Raw genomic sequence first — 24,337 nt, forward strand, 5'->3', positions numbered from 1 at the left:
GATGAGACAATTTAAAGATAACTTGTTACGTGGACTTTTATGGTTATCAGCTTTCTTATCAGTTGCCGTCCTCGTAATGATTGTTGGGTTTATCTTTTATAAAGGTATTAATTTGATTAGCTTCGACTTCATCTTTGGTGATTATTCTCCAACTGGAGGTGGTGGTATTTGGCCAATGATCGTAACAACGATATACACAGTTCTTATTTCATTAGTCATTGCAACACCTATCGGAATATTAGCAGCTGTTTATTTACAAGAATATGCTAAACAAGGGCGTTTAGTAAGACTAATACGCTTTGCAACAGAAAGCTTAACAGGGATTCCCTCCATTATCTATGGTTTGTTTGGAGCGGTATTCTTTGTAACTACGTTAAAGTTAGGTATGTCGATTCTAGCTGCTTCATTAACCTTGACGATTATCGTGTTACCTGTAATCATTCGAACAACTGAAGAAGCATTAAAAACAGTGCCGCGTTCATATCGTGAAGGTTCACTAGCACTTGGAACGACAAAATTACAAACATTATATAAGGTCATATTACCAAGTTCAATGCCGGGAATTTTGTCTGGTATCATCCTTTCTGTAGGAAGAATTGTTGGAGAATCAGCTGCAATATTCTTAACTGCTGGGACAGTAGCAGCTATGCCAGAGAGCATTCTATCATCAGCTAGAACTTTAACTGTTCATTCTTATTTAGTAACACAAGAGTCTGGAGACATTGAACTTGCTGCTGCAGTTGGTATTGTATTAATAGTAATTATTTTAGCAATCAATCTTATAGCAACATTTATCTCGAAGAAATTTAACAAAGCAACAAATAAATAAGAAGTATGTTAATGAGGTCATCAGAAATAGAACATGGTGAGCTAACGACCAAAAAAACAAGTAGGGAAGGTATTTTCGCAAATGGAGCAACGTAAAGAAGGTACATCTAAAATTAATGTAAGGGATTTAAATTTATTCTATGGTGAGAAACAAGCGCTATTTGGAGTCGATCTTGCTATTCATGAAAAAGAGGTTACTGCTTTAATCGGACCCTCAGGTTGTGGTAAATCAACCTTTTTACGAACATTAAATCGTATGAATGATTTAATTGATGGCGTGAAAATTACAGGAGATATTGTCATTAATCATGAAAACGTTTATAAAACAAATGATGTAATCAAATTACGAACAAAAGTAGGAATGGTATTTCAAAAACCAAATTTATTCCCAATGAGCATTTATGACAATGTTGCCTATGGACCAAGAATGCAAGGTATTAAAAGTAAAAAAGAATTAAATAATATTGTAGAAGAGAGTTTGCGAAGTGCAGCCATTTGGGACGAGGTAAAAGACCGTCTAAAAACATCAGCACTTGGTTTGTCAGGTGGTCAGCAACAACGCGTATGTATTGCTCGTGCTATTGCGATGAAACCAGACATTATTTTAATGGACGAGCCTACTTCAGCATTAGATCCGATTTCTACGTTAAAAATAGAAGAACTAATCACAAATATGAAAAAAGACTATACGATTGTCATTGTTACACATAACATGCAACAAGCTGCACGAATCTCTGATAAAACGGCGTTTTTCTTAAATGGAGAAGTAGTTGAATACGATGATACAGATAAAATTTTCTCTACACCACAGGATCAAAGAACAGAAGATTATGTAACAGGTCGATTTGGATAATAGGGGGTAAACAAATGAGTATTCGTGTGAACTTTGAGAATAATTTAGGGGAATTAAAAAGAAAAATCACCGAAATGGGTGAACTATCAATTATTGCTCTTGAAAGATCTTTAAAGGCCTTGAAAACACAAGATGTCGAGATAGCTATAAAAGTTATTGAAGGAGATACAGCTATTGATAGTCTTGAGCTGGAAATTAATCAGTTCGCAATCTGGCTAATGGCAAAAGAAGCACCGGTTTCAAGAGATTTACGCGAGATCATTGGTGTACTTAAAATTTCCTCTGAAATTGAGCGAATCGCGGATTTTGCAGTAAATATCGCAAAAGCAACTATCAAGATTCGAAATACAAAATCTTTAATGGAGATTACTCATCTAGAAAAGATGAAAGAAGTATCGATTGAAATGCTCCGAAAAGCACTACAATCTTTTTTAGAGGAAAATATCCTGCTAGCCAAAGAAGTTGGCGACTTAGATGATATAGTGGATGAATATAATGGTGAAACATATAAAAACCTTACTACTTATTTAAGTGAGCATCCAGAAGAAACAAATCAGGTTGTTCAATTATTATTTGTAAATCGTTTTCTAGAGAGAACAGCAGATCATATAACAAATATCGCTGAAAGTACAGCATATTTGATTAAAGGTCAAATGTATGATTTTAATTCATAAAACTAAACTAAATTTGTGAACACATCGAGATAAAAAACGGAGGAGAAAAATGAATAATTTTTCTCCTCCGTTTATTTTTATTTTAAGAAGTGAATAATGAAATATTATATTAATAACTCATCAGCACCCTTGTGTTGCCACACACACTCCTCATGTTGATTGGAGCGAGGATTGTTGTAGCAGGATAATTTTAATACTTATAGAATATTAAAGAGGATGTAATTAGGATATTAAAATAAAAAAAATTGGAGGTAATCATGGGAAGATTAATACATTTTGAAATCCATGTAGATGACATGGAACGTGCAAAGAATTTTTATGGACAGGTTTTTGGATGGTCATTTGAGGATTATAGTAGTTATGCGGGAATGCCTTATTTTGGAGCTTTGACTGGGGATGAAAATGAACTTGGAATAAATGGAGCTTTGATGCAACGACAAAGTGCACCTCCTGAAGCAAATCAAGCCTTAAATGGGTTTGCTTGTACAATGGGAGTGGAAGATTACGAAGCAACGGAATCTAAAATTCTTGATAATGGAGGCAAGATTGCATTGCCTAAATATGCATTACAAGGAATGGCGTGGCAAGGATACTATCATGATCCTGAAGGAAATATTTTCGGAATTCATCAACCAGATAAGAACGCAAAATAAAATTTTTCACTGCAAAATAGTTGGCGAGAATTAAATAACAAAAAATAAATACATTAAATTAATAACCACTTTTGAATACTCTTTAGTTAAATTTATTTTCTATGAAAAGCAAACTGCTACTAAGTTTGAGAAAAAGAGGATAGGAAAGACTTACTTATAACAAGATGTAACAGTAGAAAAAGGGTTTGAGAATAGTTGAAGAAATCTCAAAATTTACTGTTGGTTGTGATTAATGGCTAGTAAATGGTAAGGTAGCATTGGTAACATTTTTAGGAGGTTTATAAATGGATAATAACGATATATTAATTAGACTTAGATATGCTCTAGATATTAAAAATAAAGATATGATAGAGATATTTAAACTTGGTGGTATGGAATTTACAAAAGAGGAAGTAATAAAGATACTAACCAAATCAAAAGATGAATTCGATAATCTTGATGATGCAGAGGAAACTGAATATCAAATAAAATGTAATAATAAGATGTTAGCGTCATTTTTGAACGGGTTTATTACGTTTAAAAGAGGTAAACAGGATTCAAAACCAGACCAGCCTAATAGCCCTGAACCGCCTGAAAAGAGTGCTAACAATATGCTTCTGAAGAAGTTGAAAGTAGCACTTCAATTAACAGCAGAAGATATGCTAGATATACTTGATGATGGTGGTATCGCTGTGTCAAAGGGAGAATTAGGCGCTATTTTACGAAAAGAAGGACACCGAAATTATAAGGTATGTGGTGATAATTTTGCGCGTAAATTCCTAAAAGGTTTGGCTGTTAGATATAGAACATGAAATTCTAAGCAGTATTCAATAAAATATCTAGAAAAGATAAACCCCAATTGTGAGATTTGACATCTAATAATTGGGGTTTAGTTATATTTAAATGTAAGAAATGCTGTCTAGTTACTTGTTTCGGTTAACTTAATATCAATTATCTGTTCTGTTTCATTATCAAAGGAAATATCAACAAATACACCAAATTCTTTGTTGTTTTCTCTTAACCATAGTTTGAACTTTTCAGTGGAGGAATCTGTACCTGTTTCCTTTCCAATATGAAGATAATCGATAATACTTGCTTGAGGATATTTTTTCTTCGTCTCTTGTATAGCAATTTGTCCCCATTTAGCATAGGGTGGGGAAACCTCATGTTCTTCATTGTTCACATGAAAAGCCGTAAAATTACCGAAAATTAAGCTTAGAACTAATTGAATCGCTAAAACTGTCTTCATGGTTTATGAAACCTCTCTTTTAACTTTTATTATTTCCTTGTTTATTTAAGTTATTCGGATAACCAGTTACACAAATTACTCTACGGAAGAATAAAAACTAGTCCTAATAATAATTTAGGCTTTTAAAAACCATACTATGTTTGAGGTGAAAGCAATGTATAAATTACTGACTCATAACGATTTAGATGGGGTTGGATGTGGGATTTTAGCAAAGCTAGCTTTTGGTAAACAAGTGAAGGTGCGATATAATTCTGTAGCATCTTTAAATAGAGAGATTGAATTCTTTCTTGAACATGATTCTTCAGATACGTTTTTATTTATTACGGATTTGTCTCCGAATAAAGAAAATGAACAAAGGCTCGATAATTTTTATCATTCAAAAGGAAAAATCCAACTACTTGATCATCATAAAACGGCTTTACATTTAAATGATTATGAGTGGGGCTATGTCCTAGTTGAAGATAATCAAGGCAAATTAACGTCTGCTACTTCATTGTTTTATAAATATCTAGTCAAACATAGACTGCTGGAGCCAAAGGATTCAATTGCGGAATTTGTTGAGTTGGTTAGGCAATACGATACATGGGAGTGGGAGAAAAATGAGAATCATCAAGCTCATTCCTTAAATTCGCTCTTCTTTTTAGTATCAATTGATGATTTTGAAGAAAAAATGATTGATCGACTACAGACAAGTGAACATTTTGTATTTGATGAATTAGAAAAGACATTGTTGAACATGGAAGAAGATAAAATAGAAAGATATATTCGCCGTAAAAAAAGAGAGATTGTACAGTCAACAGTAGGGGCATATATTACTGGAATCGTTTATGCAGAATCATACCATTCGGAACTAGGGAACGAACTTGGTAAAGAATATCCTCATCTAGATTATATTGCAATTATAATTATGGGAGGGAAAAGAATTTCATTGCGCACCATTCATGATCATATTGATGTTTCTGAAATTGCAGGATATTTTGGTGGTGGTGGACATCAGAAAGCGTCAGGTTGTACTTTAACAGAGGAAGCGTACAATCAATTTGTGGTCGAAACATTTCACTTGGAACCAATACAGGAAGATGCCAAAAGAAATCGATATAATTTAAAACAATCTTCATTCGGTTCGTTATACAAAAATAGAAATGATGATGTTTTTCTTATTTACCAAGAGGATGAACAAAACTGGATGATTGAAAGAAATAAAAGGAAAATGGAACATACCTTTACAAGTTTTGATGAATGCGAACGATTTTTAAAAAGAAACTTTGAAGCATGGCTGGTGAGGGATGATTTGTTTGTGGAATATTTAATGCATGAGGTTCAAAAGAGATAGTCACAATTACAGCTGTTTGTTTTATATAGAACTATGTGAGTAACACACATGGTTCTTTTTTATTTTATTTGAAGGCATAATCTGCTAAGTATATTAGTGAGATGATGTAATATGTATGTTATATAACTAGCAGTGGGGAGAGAAGTATAATGGAAATTGGCGTAACTACGTTTGTAGAAACAACACCGGATGTGGAAACTGGTAAGGTAATTAGTCATGCTGAGCGAATTCGAGAGGTTATAGAAGAAATTGTATTAGCAGATCAAGTAGGATTAGATGTATTTGGTGTTGGAGAACATCATCGGAAGGATTATGCATGTTCTGCACCAGCAGTTTTGTTGGCTGCTGCAGCATCTCAGACAAAGCAAATTAGGCTGACAAGTGCGGTTACCGTATTATCTTCGGACGATCCTGTTCGAGTATACCAAGAATTTTCTACGCTAGATGCAATTTCAAATGGTCGTGCAGAGATTATGGCTGGACGAGGTTCTTTTATCGAGTCTTTTCCTCTATTTGGTTATGACTTACAGGATTATGATGAATTATTCGATGAAAAGTTAGAATTATTATTGAAAATAAGGGAATCAGAAATGGTTACTTGGAGCGGAAAACATCGACCGGATATTCAAAACCGGGGTGTTTACCCACGCCCTGTTCAACATCCTCTTCCAGTTTGGATAGCTAGCGGAGGAACTCCACAATCTGTTGCTCGTGCGGGTTTTCTTGGGTTGCCACTTGTTTTAGCAATCATCGGAGGTAGTCCACTTCAGTTTGCACCACTCGTGCAACTTTATAAGAAAGCAGCTACACAGGCAGGGCATGACGTATCGAAGTTGACAGTTGCATCACACTCTCATGGGTTTGTTGCTGAAAGTACCGAAAGTGCTGTGGACAAATTTTTTCCATCAACTCAACAAGCTATGAACGTCTTAGGAAAAGAACGCGGATGGGGTCCATATACTCGTGCCACCTTTGACCATGCACGCAGTTTAGAAGGAGCCTTATACGTAGGTGATGTACAAACAGTTGCTGAAAAAATTATTTTTCTTCGTAAAAACGTAGGCATCACACGCTTTATGCTTCACGTACCAGTCGGTTCGATGCCTCATGATGAAGTGTTAAAAGCAATTGAACTACTAGGAAAAGAAGTTGCACCATTGGTTCGTGCAGAAATAGAACGTTGGGAAGCTGAAGGGGAATGACTTCAGTGACTCTTTAAGCTTATAAGAGAATAGGCTTGATTCTGTTGAAGCAGAACCAAGCCTAAGTATTCAATATTCTTTCACTTTTTTTTCCTTGATTGTACTGCCAATTCACTATCTAGCACTTTAAGTAGGGAGTAACACATGAAGATCATAATTATGGCAAATGGAAAGGCAGCTGCAATAGATGCTGTTTGCAATACGGTTAATCCACCGGATAAAAGTAAAACTGCTGCAACAGCAGATTGAATAATACCCCATGTCATTTTGATTTTATTGGAGGGATTTAATGTTCCCCCTTCACTCAGCATTCCTAATACAAAAGTAGAGGTATCTGCAACAGTTATATAATAAATAGCTACTAGAGCAAATCCCATAAGACTTAATATAGAACTTAGTGGAAGATAATCAAAGAATGAAAAGATAGCTAAAGACACGTTGTCTGCAATATATTTAGCCAATTCATGATTTTCTGAGTTGATCACAAGATCAAGCGCGGAGCCTCCGAAGATAGACATCCATAAACAAGTTCCAAGAGTAGGGACGATCAACACACCTACAACAAACTCTTTTATGGTTCTTCCCCTCGATATTCGGGCTATAAACATACCGACAAAAGGTGCCCAAGCAATCCACCATGCCCAATAAAATAACGTCCATGATGCAATCCACTCTCCTTCACCAAATGGTGTCATCCTTAAACTCATATGGATAAAATCATTGATATAGAGCCCAGACGTATTAAAAAAGATTTTAATAATTGTCAAAGTTGGTCCGACAATTAATATTAGCAACAAAATAGCAAAAGATATGATCATTGCAGCGTTAGATAAATATTGAATTCCCTTTTCCAAGCCAGTGTTAATTGAAATAATGAAAATAACTGTAGCGACAACAATAACAATCAGTTGAACAACTAACGTATTTGGAACACCGAAAATGGAATGCATCCCAGCGGTTACTTGTAAGGCTCCAAGACCTAGCGATGTTGCTATTCCAAAGACAGTTGCAAATACAGATAAAATATCTATCGTTTTACCAATAGGTCCATAAATTTTATCCTTCAGTAACGGATAGAAAACAGAACTTATGGCTGCAGGTAGTTTTTTATTATATTGGCAGAGAGCAAGAGCTAATCCAATAACAGTATAAATCGCCCAAGGATGGAGGCCCCAATGAAAAAAGGTATATTGCATGGCAACATTGGCTGCTTCAATGGTATAGCCCTCTCCATACGGGGGTTTCGTATAGTGAGTAACCGGTTCAGCTACACCCCAATAAACAATCCCAATACCCATTCCTGCCCCAAATAACATTGCTAGCCAGGACGCAGTATTGAAATCAGGCCTGTCTGTAGTCTTACCTAAACGTATATGACCATACTTAGAAAATAGTAAGTAAAAGGAAAATACTACAAAGAAAAGGGTGGTGCCAATATAGACCCATCCAAGGTAATCAATAGAAATGTTGAAAATAGTATTGGTGACCTTTGTAAGAAGATCTGTGAAAAAGACCCCCCATGCAATAAAAATAAGGGTTAGTATAAGTGAGATGATAAATACACTGTTTTCTTTTAGCTTGTTAACATTCATGGAAACCTCCAACAGGAAATGTGTTAATAATTGTGAAGACTAATATACAAAAATCATTTATCAAGGAGGTTATAGAGAAATTCCCATTTTTCAGTGTTCATCAACTCTTCATGGGGTAACTCTATTTCGCATCCAAGAAATATCGAATTGCCTTTTATGCCAACAACCATCGCTTCAATTACAGTATCCGAATCGTTTTTTCTATATACATCGCCTATTGTTGGTAACATGTCATTAATAACATTTAATTGTTCATTCAAGGTACTCTCATCTATATTTTGAATATCTCGATATTCAATTGGATTACTCTGGTCATGACGTCCAGGAACCATTAATAGATACTCATTATGTCTAATCCCGTTTGACCTATTCGTAATAACGCCTTTGTTTTCAACCGCTGCCACTACTTCGATTTCATTTAATGAATAATGATCGAGGTAATCGGGATTTGGGTTCGTAATTAATATGAAATCCCCTTCCTCTGCTTTTCTATCTTTACTGAGGGTATACATATTTTTATTGAAAATAAAGCTATCGAGTTCTTTTGGTTGGTATTTTTCTACTTCGGCCGCACTACTTAAATGTTGGGACAAATCCCTCAGCCTCATAAGATGAACAGATTGTTTATACATAGGTTTTACCGAATAAACTCTGTGCAATTCATTATTGTAATATACAAATTGCCCTTTTCTTACTTGAAACAGTTTCACAAAAGCACACCCTCCAAATAATTGCGCATATAATCATTTCTAGTTATGGAAAACCGTATAGTTTTTTAGGATTCTAAAGATCTATTTCTTCGTTTAGTATGTCACCAAATAAATGAAACTAAACAATCTCGCTTAGCTGTCTGGTGAATTATAAGAATTTAGGCATTTAAAGAAGAATAGATTTAAATTAGTTAATAAATACAATGTGGAGGCTAGAAGTCGAAAACAAGCTAGAGAAAGTGTCGGGTGATATAATGAAGAAAATACTATATGATGAGATTTTAATAGTTACAAGATGGAAAAAAGAGAACATAAAGTGAAGGTGTGTTATGGAATGATCGAGGAGTTATTAATAAATGCTGATGAATGCTATCAGCATGCTGAGCAGAATGCTGCTCTTTATTTTAAATCACTTTATGGGCAAGTAATGGAAAAGGCTTATATACCAATCCTAACGGAAGATATACGATTGTGGAAACACAATCATATTCATCATCATTCATTATTCTCCTTTTTATCGCGTGGAAAGGGAAAACCTGATTCTCGCGGATATCACCATTATATTCAATGGCTAAATTACACAGGTAAACTTGATAATTACCTCGATAGAAGCATGTCCTATATTTTTATGCGTGATCTGGGGAAAGCACTGGATTCACCTGATACTCTAAGCAGAATTGACCGTGTAGTAAATAGTTTAAAAAATCACCTAACAAAAGGAGACAAAGACGAGACATTTAGCATGGCCGGGTTATACAGAATTGCACAGAAAGAAGGAGTGGAATCGAGTCTAATCTGGGTTATAAACAAGCTGAAGACTGTATCCTCCAAAATTCCGAACGGGATGGATGCTGAGCAAGCCCAACGAAAACTAATTAAAATCATTGCCGGAGTAATCATGCAAGAGGTTGAAGAGATGAACGACAAAACATCTCCTGAAGAACGTACTCGGAGGCTTGATGCAGCTATTAGGCTTGGCTATTCCTATGGTTTAACCTATCCGTTTATTGATGATCTTCTTGATGCAAAAATTTTATCTGAAGAAGAGGAAAAACAATATTCGGATTTGATTCGTACCACAATTATTACTGGAGTAGTGCCGGAATTGGGAGAGTGGAAGGGGAAGAACGTAGCTCTAATCAAGTATATTCATGCGGAGCTTCGAGAAGCCTTTACGTATATTAAGAACAAGCAGAGGCAAGAGACAACAATGAATTTTTTCGAGCAATCCTATGTTTTTTTTAATTCCCAAGAAGTGGACCGTATAAAAGATTTATCGAATGCAAATTACACCAATGAAGAACTTTATATTCCAGTTATATTAAAGTCCTCTTCTTCTCGATTGATTGTGCGTTCAGTAATCGGTGCTCCTGAGGATAAAGAATTGGACGACCGAACATTCTTTTATGGCATTTATAATCAGCTTGCTGATGATTTTGCAGATATGTTTGATGACATGAAGGACGGTACGGTAACACCATATACTTATTATATGAAGTATCACGATAAACGTTTGGATCTCATAAACCCATTTGAATTGTACTGGACAGTTATCTCTAATTTAATTCATAACGTGTATGACTCGGACAGGAAGACATGTGAGGTAATTTTGGATCGAGCTATAAACGGGCTGAAAAGATTTAAAGAGCGAATGGGTATTAAAAAGTACAATGAAGTTATGGATCTCTTTGCTTCTAGTAATCCTAAATTCAATAGACTGATTCAAGAGATGGTTCGAAAAGCCGATGATGTAGATTTCTTTGATAAATTGCTTCGTGACCATATGATTACCATATTGAAAAAGGATCGAGAAGAACAGGAAGAATTTTCAAATATGAGCAAGACTTTACGTAATCAGATTAATAGTATCTTAAATCTCCCTACAATCGAGAATAAGAGGTTAATAACAGACCCTATACAAGATGCTGCAAATTACAGCCTAATGGGTGAAGGAAAACGTTTGAGGCCAATAATTACTTGGTTCATGGGCGTAAAAGCATATGGATTAAATAAAACGGCTATCGAGCCACTTTTGAAATCATTAGAATATATGCATACAGCTTCACTTATTTTTGATGATCTACCTTCACAGGATAATTCATCCACTCGTAGGGGACGTCCAACTCTTCATGAGGTGTACAACATTGCTATATCAGAAATAACGGGTCTTTTTTTAACACAAAAGGCAATTGAGGAACAAACCTCTCTGGATCAGTTCGATTCGAAGACTGTACTTAATCTGATTAAATATTCAGCACAAACAACTGCAAATATGTGTAGAGGGCAAGCGATGGACTTAGATTCAAAGGGGAAACAACTGACACTAGATCAATTAAATATGATGTGCTTTTATAAAACTGGCATAGGCTTCGAAGCTTCCCTAATAATGCCAGCAATCCTTGCCCAAGCAAATGATTTAGAAATAGAGGTTTTGAAAAAGTTTGCTCGTCACGCTGGCATTGCTTTTCAGATTAAGGATGACTTACTGGATGTTGAAGGTAATTCTGCCATACTCGGAAAGCCTATTGGCAAGGATGAGGAAAACAACAACTCCACTTTCGTATCTATATTGGGTCTGGAAGGTGCCAAAAAAGAGATGTGGGAAAATTACTGTATTGCAATGGAAGTATTACAGGAAGTGCCACGCAATACTTCTTTCTTGAAGCATTTTTTAAACTATATAATAAATCGCGATCATTAAGTGTTGGGTACAATCTTTTAGGCTTTACTACAATTTAATCAATTTTTATATATGGATCATGGATATGCAAATATCTATGATCTTTTATTTTGGTATCGTCTTTACTCCTGGTTTAAGCTCTAAATTTTACTGTCTCATAAGGCAGGTCGTGCAGCAAGCGCACATCCGAGTCCTAAAAATGAATACTACTTATCTATATGCATTCGCGCATGCCGCACGTCCGCATGAGCCGCTGTAATGCGCTAGACGCTTACATCTGTCTCATACGGCACGTCATGAGGCTGGGAAGGCGCGAATGCAGGTGTCAGCCATTACAAATAAAAGGTTTCTTTCTAAAATGTGCTAAATAGTATTGAAAGTCCAAAATATTGCTATCAAAAATTTTTCATCAAAAGTGGTTAACAGGATGCACGCCTCACACGCCGCAGGAGCGATTCATCCGATGGAGGTTCACGCGAAGCGTGCAGCAAGCGCACATCCGTGTTTCAATTTTCTATTCTGAAATACATTCAAAATGAAAGATTTCAGTTCGCCCGCCATATTTCCGCTTTCATTGAAATAGAACTGAATAAAAGGATACATCCATGTATCTAAAAATGAAGTTTGTATTATTTAGTGTTTAAAAATTTACGTGGACTTAACATGACTTTAATCTTTCTTTTATTTATGTGATATATGCTTAACTTTAGGGAATATTAACAGATAAATTGATTCTTTTTAAACAGGGCATACTATTTGTTTAATCATTTAAGCAGGAGAATCCGTTATACCAAGCTATATTTCATTATTCTGCATTGTATACCCAACTTGAAGAATGAAGAAAATAAAATGAAGAAATTGTGGAGGTATCCGTTTGGACTCAACTTTACTAACTTTTATGAATGATTTTAATTCACTTATGTTCCTATTATTTGCATTAATGTATTCCTACCAATTTGTTTATATGTTTATCACATTTAAAGCCAAGCAGAAAAAGTACACTGAAATACAGAATGTTCATCACCATAAATTTGCAGTTATTATCCCAGCTCGAAATGAAGAACTCGTTATTGGACAACTGATCAAAAGTATAAAAAATCAAAATTATCCCAAAGAAATGATTGATATTTTCGTTGTGGCAGATAACTGTTCCGATAATACTGCTAAGGTTGCGGAGAAGGCGGGAGCTATAGTTAGAGAGCGTTTCAATAAGATTCAGATTGGCAAGGGATACGCGCTCGACTATATGCTTAGAATCATTGGAAGTGACTACTCATCCAATAAGTATGATGGATATTTCGTGTTTGATGCCGACAATCTCTTGGACGAGAATTATATAACGGAGATGAACAAGACATTCAATAAAGGATACAGGGTGATCACTAGTTATAGAAATTCTAAGAACTATGATCAGAATTGGATTTCAGCAGGATATGCACTTTGGTTCCTGCATGAAGCTGAATATCTCAACCTTCCAAGAATGGCCCTTAACTCTAGTTGTGCGGTATCTGGAACAGGATTTTTAGTACATGCAGATGTATTCAGAGACAATGGAGGTTGGATACATCATCTCCTAACGGAAGACATCGAGTTTTCAGTTTCTCAAATTATTAAAGGTGAAAAGATTGGTTATTGTAGAAACGCTGTGTTTTATGACGAGCAACCAGTCACTTTTGCTCAATCCTGGAATCAACGATTACGTTGGGCAAAAGGTTTTTATCAGGTATTTTCTAAATATGGAAAGGACTTAATTGAAAATATATTCCGAGGTAAGGGTAACAGATTTTCATGCTTTGATATGACGATGATGATCATGCCGGCCATGCTTGTTTCTAGTATCAGCATTATGGTGAATGGTTTACTATACTTGGGCATCTTTATGGGAATATTTGAGGGGAAAGGGATTATGCAAGGAGCAACTACGGCCATAATAGAATCTTTTGTTTGGTATTATGGAATCCTTTTTGTTCTGGGCTTAATGACAACATTATCAGAATGGAGAAAAATCCATTGTTCTGCCTGGAAAAAAATCGCTTTTACAATTACTTTTCCAATTTTCATGTTTACCTATATACCAATTTCTGTCGTAGCATTGTTTAAGCATGTTGAATGGAAACCAATTGCTCACACAGTTGTGAAATCACTTGATGATGTACGATAAGGACAAAAGAAGAGAAGTGACTACCTATAAAAGTCAGTTTCAAAGACTTTTTGGTAGTCACTCTTGATGTTATGGGTGTATAAAAACCGGAGTTCCTATTGGGACTAGGCGTGCTAATTCCTCCACATCCTTATTGTTCATGCGGATACAACCACGTGATACTGCTTGACCAATGGAACTTGGATTATTAGTTCCATGAATTCCATAGTGTTCTTTCGATAAACTCATCCACATAGTACCGAATGGTCCTCCTGGATTAGGTGCTTTGTTTATAATGATAAAATTTCCTACTGGAGTAGCAAATAACATTCTCCCAACTGCGATAGGATACTGTTTTTGTAAAACACCATCCAATAGTAAACGAAGCCAACGATTGTTAATGGAAACTTCCAATTTATAGGGGAGTGTATTGGGGTCTGGAAAACCTGGTATAACAATGGATTGACCAATATATAGTACATTTGGATCTATTGAAGGATTAGCTCTTATGATTGTGGATAACGGTGTACGATAGTCTCTAGATATTTGAGTTAGTGTTTCTCCTGGCTTTACTGTATGAATCAGTAAAATCACCTCCATATTTTTTAGTTATATTACATAATATGATGAAATTTAAAAGTGTTGTTTTCATCCTTTCATTTCTCATATATGATATGGCAAATGTAATAAGAAGAGTCAAAATTGCAAATGATTAGAACATGGTTAAATAGTTAAAACACCTACACATCGTGTGGGTGTTTTTTTAGTTTTTGGATGACGTACATACAAAGAAAGTAAAATTTTTTTTACTAGTAAAAATTATCGAATCTACTGTTTTTCAATATATACTACTATACTTAAAATAGTGAAACTATTATATTGTATAATTTCGATTTTAAAAGGGAGAGATATACATTGGAAAAGAAAAATCTTGAATTGGCAATTCAATTACGACATGAGTTGCATCAGCATCCTGAACTCTCGAATCAAGAGGTCTGGACGAAACAACATTTAATCGATTTCTTGAAAACGCATACAAAATTAGAAATAGTCGACAACGCCCAATGGTTCTATGCTATTTATCGTGCCGGTGAAGACAAAAAGAATATAGCTTTCCGTGCTGACTTTGATGCACTACCTATGCCTGAAGTAATTGATATTCCACATGCTTCCCAATTTTTTGGAGTTTCTCACAAGTGCGGTCATGACGGTCACTCAGCAAGCCTCGCTGCATTTGCTCTGGAAATCGACCAAAAGGGTGCAGACAAAAACATCTTTTTCCTTTTCCAACACGCGGAGGAAACAGGAGATGGCGCTATTCAGTGTGCTACTTTTATTAAAGAAAATAATATAGATGAAATCTTCGCCTATCATAATATGAGTGGTGTGGCTTACAATTCGGTAAACGTAATTGACGGAACGGCTCAGTGCGCATCAAAGGGAATGACGATTCACATAGTTGGTTCTCCTGCACATGCAAGTCAACCGGAGGATGGAGTAAATCCTTCCTTTGCCATTGCTAAAATAATTGATGCAATCCCTGATTTTATCTCCCCAGAGAATAACGAGGGAATCGTACTTTGTACAGTTGTTCAAGTAAATATCGGTGAAAGAGCATTCGGTATGTCTGCGAGTAAGGGAGAGTTACTTTTAACGATCCGAGCATTATACGAAGAGGAATTAGATAAACTTCAGAAAAATTTAGAAGATCTTGCTATGGATCAAGCAGAAAAATTCGGTATTCAGGTAAGCTTCTCTTATAATGATGAATTTCCTGAAACTGTAAATGACAAAGGGAGTTCAGATAAAATTCGTAAAGTATGTGAAGATAAAGGGTTTCAATTAGTTGAAATGAAAGAAGCATTTCGTGCCTCAGAAGATTTTGGCCATTATTTAAAGTTAACTAAGGGTGCAATATGCTACATCGGAAATGGAGAAGACTACCCTCATGTCCATACATCTAAGTACGATTTCCGAGATGACATCATTGAAACAGCAGTAGAGCTTTTCAAAGGTATTACGGAACAATAGTCATATAGCATAAATAATAAAAAAGTTGTCTTATTAGCCAAATGCGCTTTTTAGAAATAAGCATTATTCTGACGATGAGGCCTACTATAAATATAGGAATATTTTAACAAGATACACTTACGACTTATCAAAAAAAATGAGTTAAGGGAGAGAAAAGCTTTGGAAAAGAAAAATCTAGAATTAGCAATCCAATTACGACACGAGCTACATAAGCATCCTGAACTTTCAAATCATGAGGTTTGGACAAAACAACATTTAATAGATTTTTTAAAAACGCATACACAATTAGAAATAGTAGACAAAGAACAGTGGTTCTATGCGGTATATCGCGCAGGGGAAGACAAAAAGAATATTGCATACCGTGCAGATTTTGATGCTCTTCCTATGCCGGAAGTAATTGACATTCCACATGCTTCTCAGTTTCCAGGCATTTCTCATAAATGCGGGCATGATGGCCACTCTGCTAGTCTTGCCGGATTTGCATTAGAAATTGACCAAAAGGGTGCAGACAAAAATATTTTCTTCCTTTTCCAACATGCGGAGGAAACCGGGGACGGTGCTGCTCAATGCGCTTCTTTTATCGAGGAACATAATATCGAAGAAATTTTTGCTTATCATAATATGAGTGGCATGGCTTTTAACTCGGTAAATGTAATTGATGGGACTGCGCACTGTGCTTCCAAAGGGATGACGATCCATATGGAAGGTGCACCAGCACATGCTAGCCAACCGGAGAATGGAGCAAACCCAGCTTTTGCTATTGCTAAAGTTATTGATGCGATTCCTGAGTTCATCTCACCAGAGAATAATGAAGGGATTGTACTTTGCACAGTTGTACAAGTGGATATAGGCGAAAGAGCTTTCGGTATGTCTGCTAGTAAGGGTGATTTGCTGTTAACTATTCGTGCTCTTCATGAAGAAGAACTAGATAAGCTTCAGAAAAACCTAGAGGATCTTTCTAATGCTCAAGCAGCAGAATACGGCTTGAAAGTTAGTTTTACCTTTGCGGATTCTTTCCCTGAAACTGTAAACGACAAAGAAAGCTCTGATAAAATTCGTAAAGTTGCAAAGAATAAGGGTTTTGAGGTAGTGGAAATGACAAAAGCATTCCGTGGCTCTGAGGATTACGGCCATTACTTAAAGCTAACAAAAGGTGCTATGTGCTATATAGGGAACGGTGAAGATTATCCACATCTACATACGTATGAATATGATTTCCGTGATGATATGATTGAAACGGCTGTAGAGCTTTTCAAAGGACTAGCAGAATTATAAACCTTCGTTAAATTAAGCATTCACACTATTGTGGATGCTTTTTAAGTTTAATCTAGCAATGCTATACTAAAATAAATGGTTTTGGAAGGAGAAATTATGGAAGTAAACAAAGTCACTTTTAACTCAATAGATGAATATATTTCAACCTTTCCTCCTGAAGTTCAAGAAAAACTAATAACAATATGGCAAGTAATAAAAGAGGCTGCTCCTGAAGCGACAGAGAAAATAAGCTATCAAATGTCTACTTTTGCTTTCCATGGGAACCTAGTCCACTTTGCTGCTTATAAAAACCATATAGGATTTTATCCAGCTCCAAGCGGAATAGAAGCTTTTAAAGAGGATATTGCACAATATAAAGGGGCGAAAGGATCCGTCCAGTTTCCTTTAGAACAACCATTGCCTTATGAACTAATCAGCAAAATAGTTAAATTTAGAGTCGCTGAGAATGAAAATAAAGCCAAGAATAAGAAGAAAAAAGAAAAATAATATTTATTTAAAATAAGAGACTGCCCCTTTTCTTAATCTGTAGGGGACAGTCTTATTTTAAATAGCATCTAAAGTTTAGGTAACTTATCAGGATTCATCATAATGTAAACTTCGTTTATTTTTTCATCACTAATATAAAAACTAATGATACTTTGAAGCGAGCCATTCATGTAATTCACCATTGCTGGCTGACCGTTGACATTTCTGATCTCAAAATAAAAATCCTTAGGAGCTTTTTTCGCTATACCGTATAACAAGGCTAAAACGTTTGATAGTGATGTTATTGGACGAGTAGCAGCATTAACTTTTCCTCCACCATCAGAATATAGTGTTACATTCTCGGATACTAATTCTAATAAGACATTTGTATTTTTCATTTCAAAAGCTTGGATAAACCGATTGATAATCGACTTATTGTTTTCATAGTTCAAACTTTCACTTTCTATTCGTGCAATTTTTTGCTTAGATCTGCTATAAATTTTCCTACAGTTATCTTCATTTTTTTCAATCATGCTAGCAATCTCCAAGTATGTGAAATCAAATACCTCTCTTAATAGAAGTACTGCCCGTTCGTCCGGAGTTAAATGCTCCATCATCCTTAAATAAGCAATGCTTAATCCTTCTGTTTGAAGTGCAACATCAGACGGATCTAAATCATTAGATTTCTCTACCAATAGTGGCTCGGGATTCCAAGGTCCTACGTAATTCTCTCGTTTATAACGTGCTGACTTTAAGTAATCAAGACAACGGTTTGTCATCATTTTACAGAGATATGCTTTAATATTATTAATCTGTTGTTCATCCATTTGATATGCTTTTAAAAAAGTTTCTTGCACAATATCCTCTGCATCACCTATTGAACCTAGCATGCGATAGCCTATTGAAAATAACAGTGGTCTAAATAGTTGATAATCTTCATTACTAATTTGCACTTTATCACCTCTGCTCGAGTAGTTGTATTAATTCCTTCGCTGCTTGTTTTCCACTGCTTACTGCTCCTTCTGACAAAATGGAATAAGGAGAAACCCAGTCTCCAGCTAATAATAATCCAGGGATTTCAATATTAGAACAGGCCAATTTTTGCTCATCTCCTAATTGAGGTAGACGCTGGTTAACTGTAATATTAGGCATAAAACGACTAGTAATCTCGTATTTTTTCCATTCGGGCTGCATCTTTTCTAAAAATTGTTCCAACTCCTTTTTTATTTCTTTACCATCTATTTGATCATTCGGGTGATGGTATTTATAAACATGTAAAACTGTATTTTTTCTATCTTCAGAGAGTCTGGCGTAATTTGAATGAACAGAGTAATACAAAGGGTCAGTTATACCCATTGCAAACAATTTTTTTGGATTAGGAAGCTTCGTTAATGCAACATCAAGTGTAGCTCCTTTTATAGGTGGCATATGGGTAAGGAAATCACGCTGAACCATACTAACTTGTTCACCTAACATTTTGTTAAGCTCTAGAGGACCTGTGGTATTCAGCACATACTTACTGGAAATTTCCTCATCATTAGATAGAACCAATTTAAAATGTTCCTCTTCAAGTTTGATAATTTGCTTTACTACAGAGTTTGATTGAACTTGAATACCAGAGATGACCGCTTTATTATGGAGCTGGTCTATTACCATTTGCCAACCGTAATCCAAATAAAGTACTCCACCCATTCCAATCTTCATATGAGATACAATTATCTTTGCGCTAACCATTTCAGGGGCATGGCAATACGTGGTGAGTCTGCCGAGTGTATATATTAAAGACTGAACTTTTTTAGATAACGTAACTTGCATGACCCATTGCTGAAATGTTTGCTCTGCTAATCTTTCTGTATCCAAGCTATTTATATTCTTTAATATAGCTACCCATTCCACTTTTTCTCTCCAGTTCAATAATCGTGTCGTTAAAAGTCCCAAAGGATTAAAAGGAGCAGTGTACTCCATATTATTTTCAATTAAAGTACCTCCTAATATAGGTGATTTTCCATTCAGTTTGATACCTAATTCTTCGAGAATAGGAGCCGCTTTTCCTCTTTTATATAGGGCATGTGGGCCCAGATTAAAATAATGTTGGTTAACCTTATCTGTCCTAGCCCTTCCGCCGACCTTTTTACCTTTTTCAACGATTAAAATAGACATATCTGTTTTAGCTAAATAATTTGCTGCAACATACCCTGCTAATCCACCACCAACAATTACAACGTCCCATTTTTGAACCATACGACGATAACCTCCTATTATGTTTTCATCAATTAAGACGAGAAAGCTAATTAAGTTGTGACATTTAATAAAGAATGTAATTAAACTATTTTTTTATCTTGACTTCAAGATAACTAATTAATAAAATTAACTAAACAAAGTAGATAACTATGTTTTATATATTTTATAGACACTTTGACTTGAAAAGGATGATGAAAATTGGAAAAGACAAAGAAAGAAGAACCAGTAGAGGTTGATAAAACTGGGAAATTTATTCGTCAAAAAAATCAATTTGCAACGCCATTTGGAAATCAATCAGGAGAATTACCTGTAGAAGAAGGACGTTATCGTCTTTTATGGGCTGCTGTATGTCCATGGGCGCATCGCTCTGTGATCGTACGAAGCGTGCTAGGTTTAGAGGATGTCATCAGTCTGGGTACTGCTAGTCCAATGCGTCCGAATATCGGCCGTGTAGACTGGGAATTTTCTTTAGATGAAAATGGTGTAGATCCTGTTTTAGGTATTCAATATATAAGCGAAATGTATAAAAAAACGGACCCAGAATACACAGGAAGACCAACTGTACCAGTTATCATAGATGTAAAAGAACAAAAAGTAGTGAATAACGATTACTTTAGATTAACAAATCATTTAGAAACTGCATGGACACCTTTTCATAAAGAAAATGCGCCTGATCTATATCCACAAAATTTACGCGAGGAAATTGATGCATTAAATGATGTCATTTTTCATGATGTTAATAATGGTGTCTATAAATGTGGATTCGCTCGTTCTCAAGAAGCATATGAAGAAGCATATGACGTATTATTTAATCGTTTAGATGAATTAGAGCAACGTTTATCGACGCAACGCTTCTTGTTTGGGGATTATATTACGGATTCAGACGTTCGACTATATGCAACACTAGCACGGTTTGACGTAGCGTATTATTCAGCTTTTAAGGCAAATAGAAATCGTATTGTTGATTTTCTAAATCTATGGGGTTATTTACGAGATTTGTTCCAAACGCCTGGTTTTGGAGATACAACTAATTTTGAAGCAATTAAAATCCATTACCATTTATCAAACCATATTGCGAGTGATGATCAAAAAAGTCTAAACATATTACCAAAAGGACCGGATGTTTCAAACTTCAATTCTGCACATAATCGAGAATCTTTAAGTGGAAAAGAAGAAAAATTTCTTGTTCATACAAGTAATTAAGGAGATGGGGAAATAGTGATTATACGTAATGCAATAGAGGATGAATTATCTTTTATCCGAGAACAACGATTAGACGCATATACCGAGCATGCTCCTAAAATTCCGGAAGAACATTGGAAAGTTTTAAAACAATCCATCCTATCAGATGGAGACATTCAGCCCGGCGTAGAACGAATGGTAGCAGAGATTGATGGAGTAATAGTAGGAAGCGTTGCTTTATTTTCTCCTGAAATAAAAGCTTATGAAGGTTTACTGGAAGACGAACTTGATTATCCAGAACTAAGAATGCTAGCCATCTCACCACAAGCTCGAGGAAAAGGTGTGGCAACAGCATTGATTAACGAATGTATTCAACGGTCTAAAGCTAAAGGGTTCTCTGCTATGGGACTACATACCGCTGATTTTATGGAGAATGCTATAAAATTATATGGTCATCTTGGGTTTGAGCGTTTGCCACAATTTGATTTTGAACCAACTAATGATGGAATTGTCGTAAAAGCGTTCCGTATTACTTTTTAATAAATTTAGGTGTCGTGGAGAATTCCATGACACCTTTTTAAGTTGATTTGTACTTGAAAAGAAATTTATCTATTATTTAGAAGGAATGTTAGGAACACATGAAGTAATGATAGAAGATATGATTGTGAAATTAGAAAAAATATATCCCTTAAAATAGCTGTTATGAGCAATTGAATAAATCATAGTTCTTATTATTTCTTATAAAATGGACTCTTTTTTATAAGATAAAAGTCTATACTTGAAGTAATAACACAATAAAAAAGGAGTTGTAGTAATATGAACATACTTACAAAATTTAGAATATTAAAACCTGCAAGTGAGGTATTTGAAGCTTTTGTGGATCCTTTGAGAATCGGGAACTTTTGGTGGTCATCGAGCTCAGAAAGATGGGAGCAAGGAAAGAGGATCACATTAAGATACGATGAATATAACGCAGAAGTAAATATTAAAGTAACCGAAATCGACATCAATAAGAAGATTGTATTCAAATGGGGAGAGCTTGAGGAAAACACTGTAACTATTTCCATGAAAGAAGTAGATGAATTGAGTACGATTATAGAGGTTAATGAAGAAGGATTTAATGAAAATGAAGATGAGATTATTAATACATTGGTGGATAATAAAAAAGGTTGGGTTTATGTGCTGACCTGTTTAAAAGCTTATTTGGAATATGGTATTACAAATTTGAGAGCAGGCATTGTAAAATAATTGGAAAATTATATGACCAATTTTTCACTTTAGATTCCAGGTCCTATTTGTGCTAATAAGAACCTGGAATCTAGAGTTTTTGTCTTGTTAAATTTTAAAACAAGTGAATACTGTTTGTAATTTCATATAATTATAGAGTATTCGAGCATGTCTTCCTTCTTGCGTATAAGGGTTAATAAGAGGATGGAGATTACGGAGAAATTCATGATCGCATTCACAAGGATTAATGCCTCTACTATAACATTTATCATGTGCCATGCATGCTGCATCCACAGCATTTATAGGTGCACCAGGCCCACTACAACCAGGTCCACACCAGTTGTATCCTGGAAACAAACAAAATCGACGATTCCTATTCCTTCTCTGATACAAATTAGCAACCTCCCTTCTATTACCTTCCATTTAATATAATCTATTCAATAGTTACCGATTTTGTATATACTGTTTCCTAAGAGACATACAAATTTAATAGCACCAAAAACGTGTTAGGGGGATATTAATGAGAATTGAAGAATTAAAAAATAATCGAGTTAATGACTTTATAAAGTATTGCAAGAAACACCGAGCGGAGTTGGATGATTCATTTTTATATGAAGAAGATTTACAAAGCTTCGAGCCGACAGTAGAAAACCCAACTTATATTGTTCTGAATGAACAAGATGGTATTGTAGGTACTGTTTCATTAATAATGGATGAATATCATAGAAGTGGGAATAAGGCACGGTTTCGAATATTTCACACTGAAATCGAAAGCTTCGAGGTTTATACTTTGCTTATGAATGCAATCATGTTGCATACGAAAGAGCTAGAGAAGGTTTTCTTGTTTGTACCATTTGAAAATAGGAAGCTATCGGAAGTTATGGAAGGATTAAAGTTCAATATCGAAAGATACACTTTTGTTCTTGTGAGAGAGGATAGGGAAGTACCGAAATTCCATTTACCAAATGGATATGAGATAAAAAAGCTTCAACCTGGAAATGAGGAGACTTGGTGTGCAGTAAGAAACTCGAGCTTTGCGAAACTTAAAGGAAGTGAGACTCCTATCACACCTGGGATGGTAAAGAAAATGATGTCAGATGATGACCATATTGAGGGAGGAGCCATGATTTTATATCATGGGGACAAGGCAGTGGGGGTTATTCGAGGAACAGTTGATGAATACGAAAATGCACCAATTATGAATATAGGACCAATTGCTATTATACCCGAATATCAAGGGCAAGGATTAGGTAGAGTTCTGCTAAGGGCTTCCTTACACTTTGCGAAAGAAAAAAATTATAAAAGAACAATCCTTTGTGTAAACGCAGATAATAACCATGCAAAAGCCTTATATGTGCAAGAAGGATTTGAGCAAGTAGAGGCAGTAACTTGTTATAAATACGATATTCATTCTACGGATGTTGAAATTTAATATGGTATAAATGGAGATTATCGTGGATAGGATCAAAATGTTTTGTTGGAAATAACACGCGCTTATATGTATGAATACCTGTTATGATTAATCAAAAGATCAATTAGAGGTGTATGTCATGACAATTGAATTAGTAAGAGAATATTTTTCTAAACTAGGAATAGCTGATAAGATACAGGAGTATGAAGCGTCGAGTGCAACTGTAGAACTTGCTGCCCAAGCTCTTGATGTAGAGCCTGCGCGTATTGCGAAAACACTTTCCTTCAAGAAAGAGGATGATAGTATCCTTGTAGTAGCAGCAGGAGATACAAAAATCGATAATGCAAAGTTTAAAAGTACATTTGGTGTTAAGGCTAAAATGTTGTCCCCGGATGAAGTATTGGAGAATGTGGGACATGCTGTTGGTGGAGTTTGTCCTTTTGGCATTCCAGATAATGTTCTTGTTTATGTAGATGAATCTTTGAAACGGTTTGAAACTGTTTACCCTGCTTGTGGTAGTAGCAATAGTGCAATAGAACTTACTTGTGAAGAATTATATACATATTCAAAAGCGCAAGAATGGGTCGATGTTTGCAAAGGATGGGAGTAAAT

General features: G+C 35.4%; 24 protein-coding genes. 17 read left to right on the forward strand and 7 right to left on the reverse strand.

Annotated features, from left to right (window positions below; all coding sequences use genetic code 11):
- The first annotated feature begins 1 nt into the window (after position 1).
- From pstA to AM499_RS20475, 5 genes are all read left to right on the forward strand, one after another.
- On the forward strand, positions 2–829 hold the full coding sequence (gene pstA / locus AM499_RS20455) for a phosphate ABC transporter permease PstA (protein WP_053591924.1): 828 nt from the start codon (positions 2–4) through the stop codon (positions 827–829).
- An 81-nt stretch (positions 830–910) separates the two neighbouring features.
- Positions 911–1,681 (forward strand): phosphate ABC transporter ATP-binding protein PstB, encoded by a 771-nt coding sequence (pstB, locus tag AM499_RS20460; RefSeq protein ID WP_053591925.1) that lies wholly within the window; start codon positions 911–913, stop codon positions 1,679–1,681.
- A 14-nt stretch (positions 1,682–1,695) separates the two neighbouring features.
- A complete protein-coding gene (phoU, locus tag AM499_RS20465; protein ID WP_053591926.1) occupies positions 1,696–2,355 on the forward strand; it encodes a phosphate signaling complex protein PhoU in 660 nt (219 codons plus the stop codon).
- 257 nt (positions 2,356–2,612) lie between these two features.
- Complete coding sequence (locus AM499_RS20470) at positions 2,613–3,008, forward strand: VOC family protein (protein WP_053591927.1); 396 nt, start codon at positions 2,613–2,615, stop codon at positions 3,006–3,008.
- A 284-nt stretch (positions 3,009–3,292) separates the two neighbouring features.
- On the forward strand, positions 3,293–3,799 hold the full coding sequence (locus AM499_RS20475) for a YehS family protein (RefSeq protein ID WP_053591928.1): 507 nt from the start codon (positions 3,293–3,295) through the stop codon (positions 3,797–3,799).
- 107 nt (positions 3,800–3,906) lie between these two features.
- Here the strand turns inward: AM499_RS20475 and AM499_RS20480 are convergent, their stop codons facing one another.
- Positions 3,907–4,236, reverse strand: coding sequence for a DUF3889 domain-containing protein (locus AM499_RS20480; RefSeq protein ID WP_053591929.1), 330 nt, complete (start codon positions 4,234–4,236; stop codon positions 3,907–3,909).
- Between the two features lie 154 nt (positions 4,237–4,390).
- Here AM499_RS20480 and AM499_RS20485 point away from each other — a divergent pair, with 154 nt between their 5' ends.
- Both AM499_RS20485 and AM499_RS20490 read left to right on the forward strand, forming a co-directional pair.
- Positions 4,391–5,569: a DHH family phosphoesterase gene (locus tag AM499_RS20485; protein ID WP_053591930.1), complete on the forward strand. Its 1,179-nt coding sequence runs from the start codon at positions 4,391–4,393 to the stop codon at positions 5,567–5,569.
- A gap of 149 nt (positions 5,570–5,718) precedes the next feature.
- Positions 5,719–6,771 carry an LLM class flavin-dependent oxidoreductase gene (locus AM499_RS20490; protein ID WP_053591931.1) on the forward strand — a complete coding sequence of 351 codons (1,053 nt, stop codon included), beginning with the start codon at positions 5,719–5,721 and terminating at the stop codon, positions 6,769–6,771.
- 80 nt (positions 6,772–6,851) lie between these two features.
- Here the strand turns inward: AM499_RS20490 and AM499_RS20495 are convergent, their stop codons facing one another.
- Positions 6,852–8,363: a glycine betaine uptake BCCT transporter gene (locus AM499_RS20495; protein WP_053591932.1), complete on the reverse strand. Its 1,512-nt coding sequence runs from the start codon at positions 8,361–8,363 to the stop codon at positions 6,852–6,854.
- A gap of 53 nt (positions 8,364–8,416) precedes the next feature.
- Entirely contained in the window at positions 8,417–9,073 is a 657-nt protein-coding gene (locus AM499_RS20500) for a hypothetical protein (protein ID WP_053591933.1), read from the reverse strand.
- Positions 9,074–9,407: 334 nt separating this feature from the next.
- On the opposite strand from AM499_RS20500, the gene AM499_RS20505 reads away from it, so the two are divergent.
- Both AM499_RS20505 and AM499_RS20510 read left to right on the forward strand, forming a co-directional pair.
- A complete protein-coding gene (locus AM499_RS20505) occupies positions 9,408–11,774 on the forward strand; it encodes a polyprenyl synthetase family protein (protein ID WP_053592315.1) in 2,367 nt (788 codons plus the stop codon).
- 853 nt (positions 11,775–12,627) lie between these two features.
- The gene (locus AM499_RS20510; protein ID WP_197275577.1) at positions 12,628–13,914 is read left to right on the forward strand and encodes a glycosyltransferase family 2 protein; all 1,287 of its coding nucleotides are present in this window, start codon (positions 12,628–12,630) and stop codon (positions 13,912–13,914) included.
- A gap of 69 nt (positions 13,915–13,983) precedes the next feature.
- On the opposite strand, the gene AM499_RS20515 is transcribed toward AM499_RS20510, so the two are convergent.
- Positions 13,984–14,478: a L,D-transpeptidase family protein gene (locus AM499_RS20515; RefSeq protein ID WP_053592317.1), complete on the reverse strand. Its 495-nt coding sequence runs from the start codon at positions 14,476–14,478 to the stop codon at positions 13,984–13,986.
- Between the two features lie 330 nt (positions 14,479–14,808).
- On the opposite strand from AM499_RS20515, the gene AM499_RS20520 reads away from it, so the two are divergent.
- From AM499_RS20520 to AM499_RS20530, 3 genes are all read left to right on the forward strand, one after another.
- Positions 14,809–15,924: a M20 metallopeptidase family protein gene (locus tag AM499_RS20520; protein WP_053591934.1), complete on the forward strand. Its 1,116-nt coding sequence runs from the start codon at positions 14,809–14,811 to the stop codon at positions 15,922–15,924.
- Positions 15,925–16,083: 159 nt separating this feature from the next.
- Positions 16,084–17,199 (forward strand): M20 metallopeptidase family protein, encoded by a 1,116-nt coding sequence (locus AM499_RS20525; RefSeq protein WP_053591935.1) that lies wholly within the window; start codon positions 16,084–16,086, stop codon positions 17,197–17,199.
- A 96-nt stretch (positions 17,200–17,295) separates the two neighbouring features.
- Positions 17,296–17,685: an iron chaperone gene (locus AM499_RS20530; protein ID WP_053591936.1), complete on the forward strand. Its 390-nt coding sequence runs from the start codon at positions 17,296–17,298 to the stop codon at positions 17,683–17,685.
- Positions 17,686–17,753: 68 nt separating this feature from the next.
- On the opposite strand, the gene AM499_RS20535 is transcribed toward AM499_RS20530, so the two are convergent.
- Both AM499_RS20535 and AM499_RS20540 read right to left on the reverse strand, forming a co-directional pair.
- A complete protein-coding gene (locus AM499_RS20535; RefSeq protein ID WP_053591937.1) occupies positions 17,754–18,617 on the reverse strand; it encodes an RNA polymerase sigma-70 factor in 864 nt (287 codons plus the stop codon).
- 4 nt (positions 18,618–18,621) lie between these two features.
- Positions 18,622–19,905: a phytoene desaturase family protein gene (locus AM499_RS20540; protein ID WP_053591938.1), complete on the reverse strand. Its 1,284-nt coding sequence runs from the start codon at positions 19,903–19,905 to the stop codon at positions 18,622–18,624.
- 198 nt (positions 19,906–20,103) lie between these two features.
- Between AM499_RS20540 and AM499_RS20545 the strand changes: the two genes are divergently transcribed.
- The 3 genes from AM499_RS20545 to AM499_RS20555 all read left to right on the forward strand — a co-directional run bounded on the left by AM499_RS20545 (position 20,104) and on the right by AM499_RS20555 (position 22,335).
- A complete protein-coding gene (locus tag AM499_RS20545; RefSeq protein WP_053591939.1) occupies positions 20,104–21,108 on the forward strand; it encodes a glutathione S-transferase family protein in 1,005 nt (334 codons plus the stop codon).
- Positions 21,109–21,123: 15 nt separating this feature from the next.
- Positions 21,124–21,627 (forward strand): GNAT family N-acetyltransferase, encoded by a 504-nt coding sequence (locus AM499_RS20550; protein WP_053591940.1) that lies wholly within the window; start codon positions 21,124–21,126, stop codon positions 21,625–21,627.
- A 276-nt stretch (positions 21,628–21,903) separates the two neighbouring features.
- Entirely contained in the window at positions 21,904–22,335 is a 432-nt protein-coding gene (locus tag AM499_RS20555) for an SRPBCC domain-containing protein (RefSeq protein WP_053591941.1), read from the forward strand.
- Between the two features lie 87 nt (positions 22,336–22,422).
- On the opposite strand, the gene AM499_RS20560 is transcribed toward AM499_RS20555, so the two are convergent.
- The gene (locus tag AM499_RS20560) at positions 22,423–22,707 is read right to left on the reverse strand and encodes a phospholipase (RefSeq protein ID WP_056833139.1); all 285 of its coding nucleotides are present in this window, start codon (positions 22,705–22,707) and stop codon (positions 22,423–22,425) included.
- 127 nt (positions 22,708–22,834) lie between these two features.
- Between AM499_RS20560 and AM499_RS20565 the strand changes: the two genes are divergently transcribed.
- Positions 22,835–23,746, forward strand: coding sequence for a GNAT family N-acetyltransferase (locus AM499_RS20565; protein ID WP_053591943.1), 912 nt, complete (start codon positions 22,835–22,837; stop codon positions 23,744–23,746).
- A 118-nt stretch (positions 23,747–23,864) separates the two neighbouring features.
- On the forward strand, positions 23,865–24,335 hold the full coding sequence (locus tag AM499_RS20570; RefSeq protein ID WP_053591944.1) for a YbaK/EbsC family protein: 471 nt from the start codon (positions 23,865–23,867) through the stop codon (positions 24,333–24,335).
- Positions 24,336–24,337: the final 2 nt, after the last annotated feature.

The sequence above is a fragment of the Bacillus sp. FJAT-22090 genome (genome assembly GCF_001278755.1).
Taxonomy (GTDB): domain Bacteria; phylum Bacillota; class Bacilli; order Bacillales_A; family Planococcaceae; genus Psychrobacillus.

Coding starts and splice junctions, on each gene's coding strand:
- AM499_RS20475 (WP_053591928.1), top strand. CDS start 3,293: ATGGATAATAACGATATATTAATTAGACTTAGATATGCTCTAGATATT.
- AM499_RS20530 (WP_053591936.1), top strand. CDS start 17,296: ATGGAAGTAAACAAAGTCACTTTTAACTCAATAGATGAATATATTTCA.
- AM499_RS20540 (WP_053591938.1), bottom strand. CDS start 19,905: ATGGTTCAAAAATGGGACGTTGTAATTGTTGGTGGTGGATTAGCAGGG.
- AM499_RS20470 (WP_053591927.1), top strand. CDS start 2,613: ATGGGAAGATTAATACATTTTGAAATCCATGTAGATGACATGGAACGT.
- AM499_RS20565 (WP_053591943.1), top strand. CDS start 22,835: ATGAGAATTGAAGAATTAAAAAATAATCGAGTTAATGACTTTATAAAG.
- pstB (WP_053591925.1), top strand. CDS start 911: ATGGAGCAACGTAAAGAAGGTACATCTAAAATTAATGTAAGGGATTTA.
- pstA (WP_053591924.1), top strand. CDS start 2: ATGAGACAATTTAAAGATAACTTGTTACGTGGACTTTTATGGTTATCA.
- AM499_RS20480 (WP_053591929.1), bottom strand. CDS start 4,236: ATGAAGACAGTTTTAGCGATTCAATTAGTTCTAAGCTTAATTTTCGGT.
- AM499_RS20555 (WP_053591941.1), top strand. CDS start 21,904: ATGAACATACTTACAAAATTTAGAATATTAAAACCTGCAAGTGAGGTA.
- phoU (WP_053591926.1), top strand. CDS start 1,696: ATGAGTATTCGTGTGAACTTTGAGAATAATTTAGGGGAATTAAAAAGA.
- AM499_RS20485 (WP_053591930.1), top strand. CDS start 4,391: ATGTATAAATTACTGACTCATAACGATTTAGATGGGGTTGGATGTGGG.
- AM499_RS20490 (WP_053591931.1), top strand. CDS start 5,719: ATGGAAATTGGCGTAACTACGTTTGTAGAAACAACACCGGATGTGGAA.
- AM499_RS20570 (WP_053591944.1), top strand. CDS start 23,865: ATGACAATTGAATTAGTAAGAGAATATTTTTCTAAACTAGGAATAGCT.
- AM499_RS20505 (WP_053592315.1), top strand. CDS start 9,408: ATGATCGAGGAGTTATTAATAAATGCTGATGAATGCTATCAGCATGCT.
- AM499_RS20495 (WP_053591932.1), bottom strand. CDS start 8,363: ATGAATGTTAACAAGCTAAAAGAAAACAGTGTATTTATCATCTCACTT.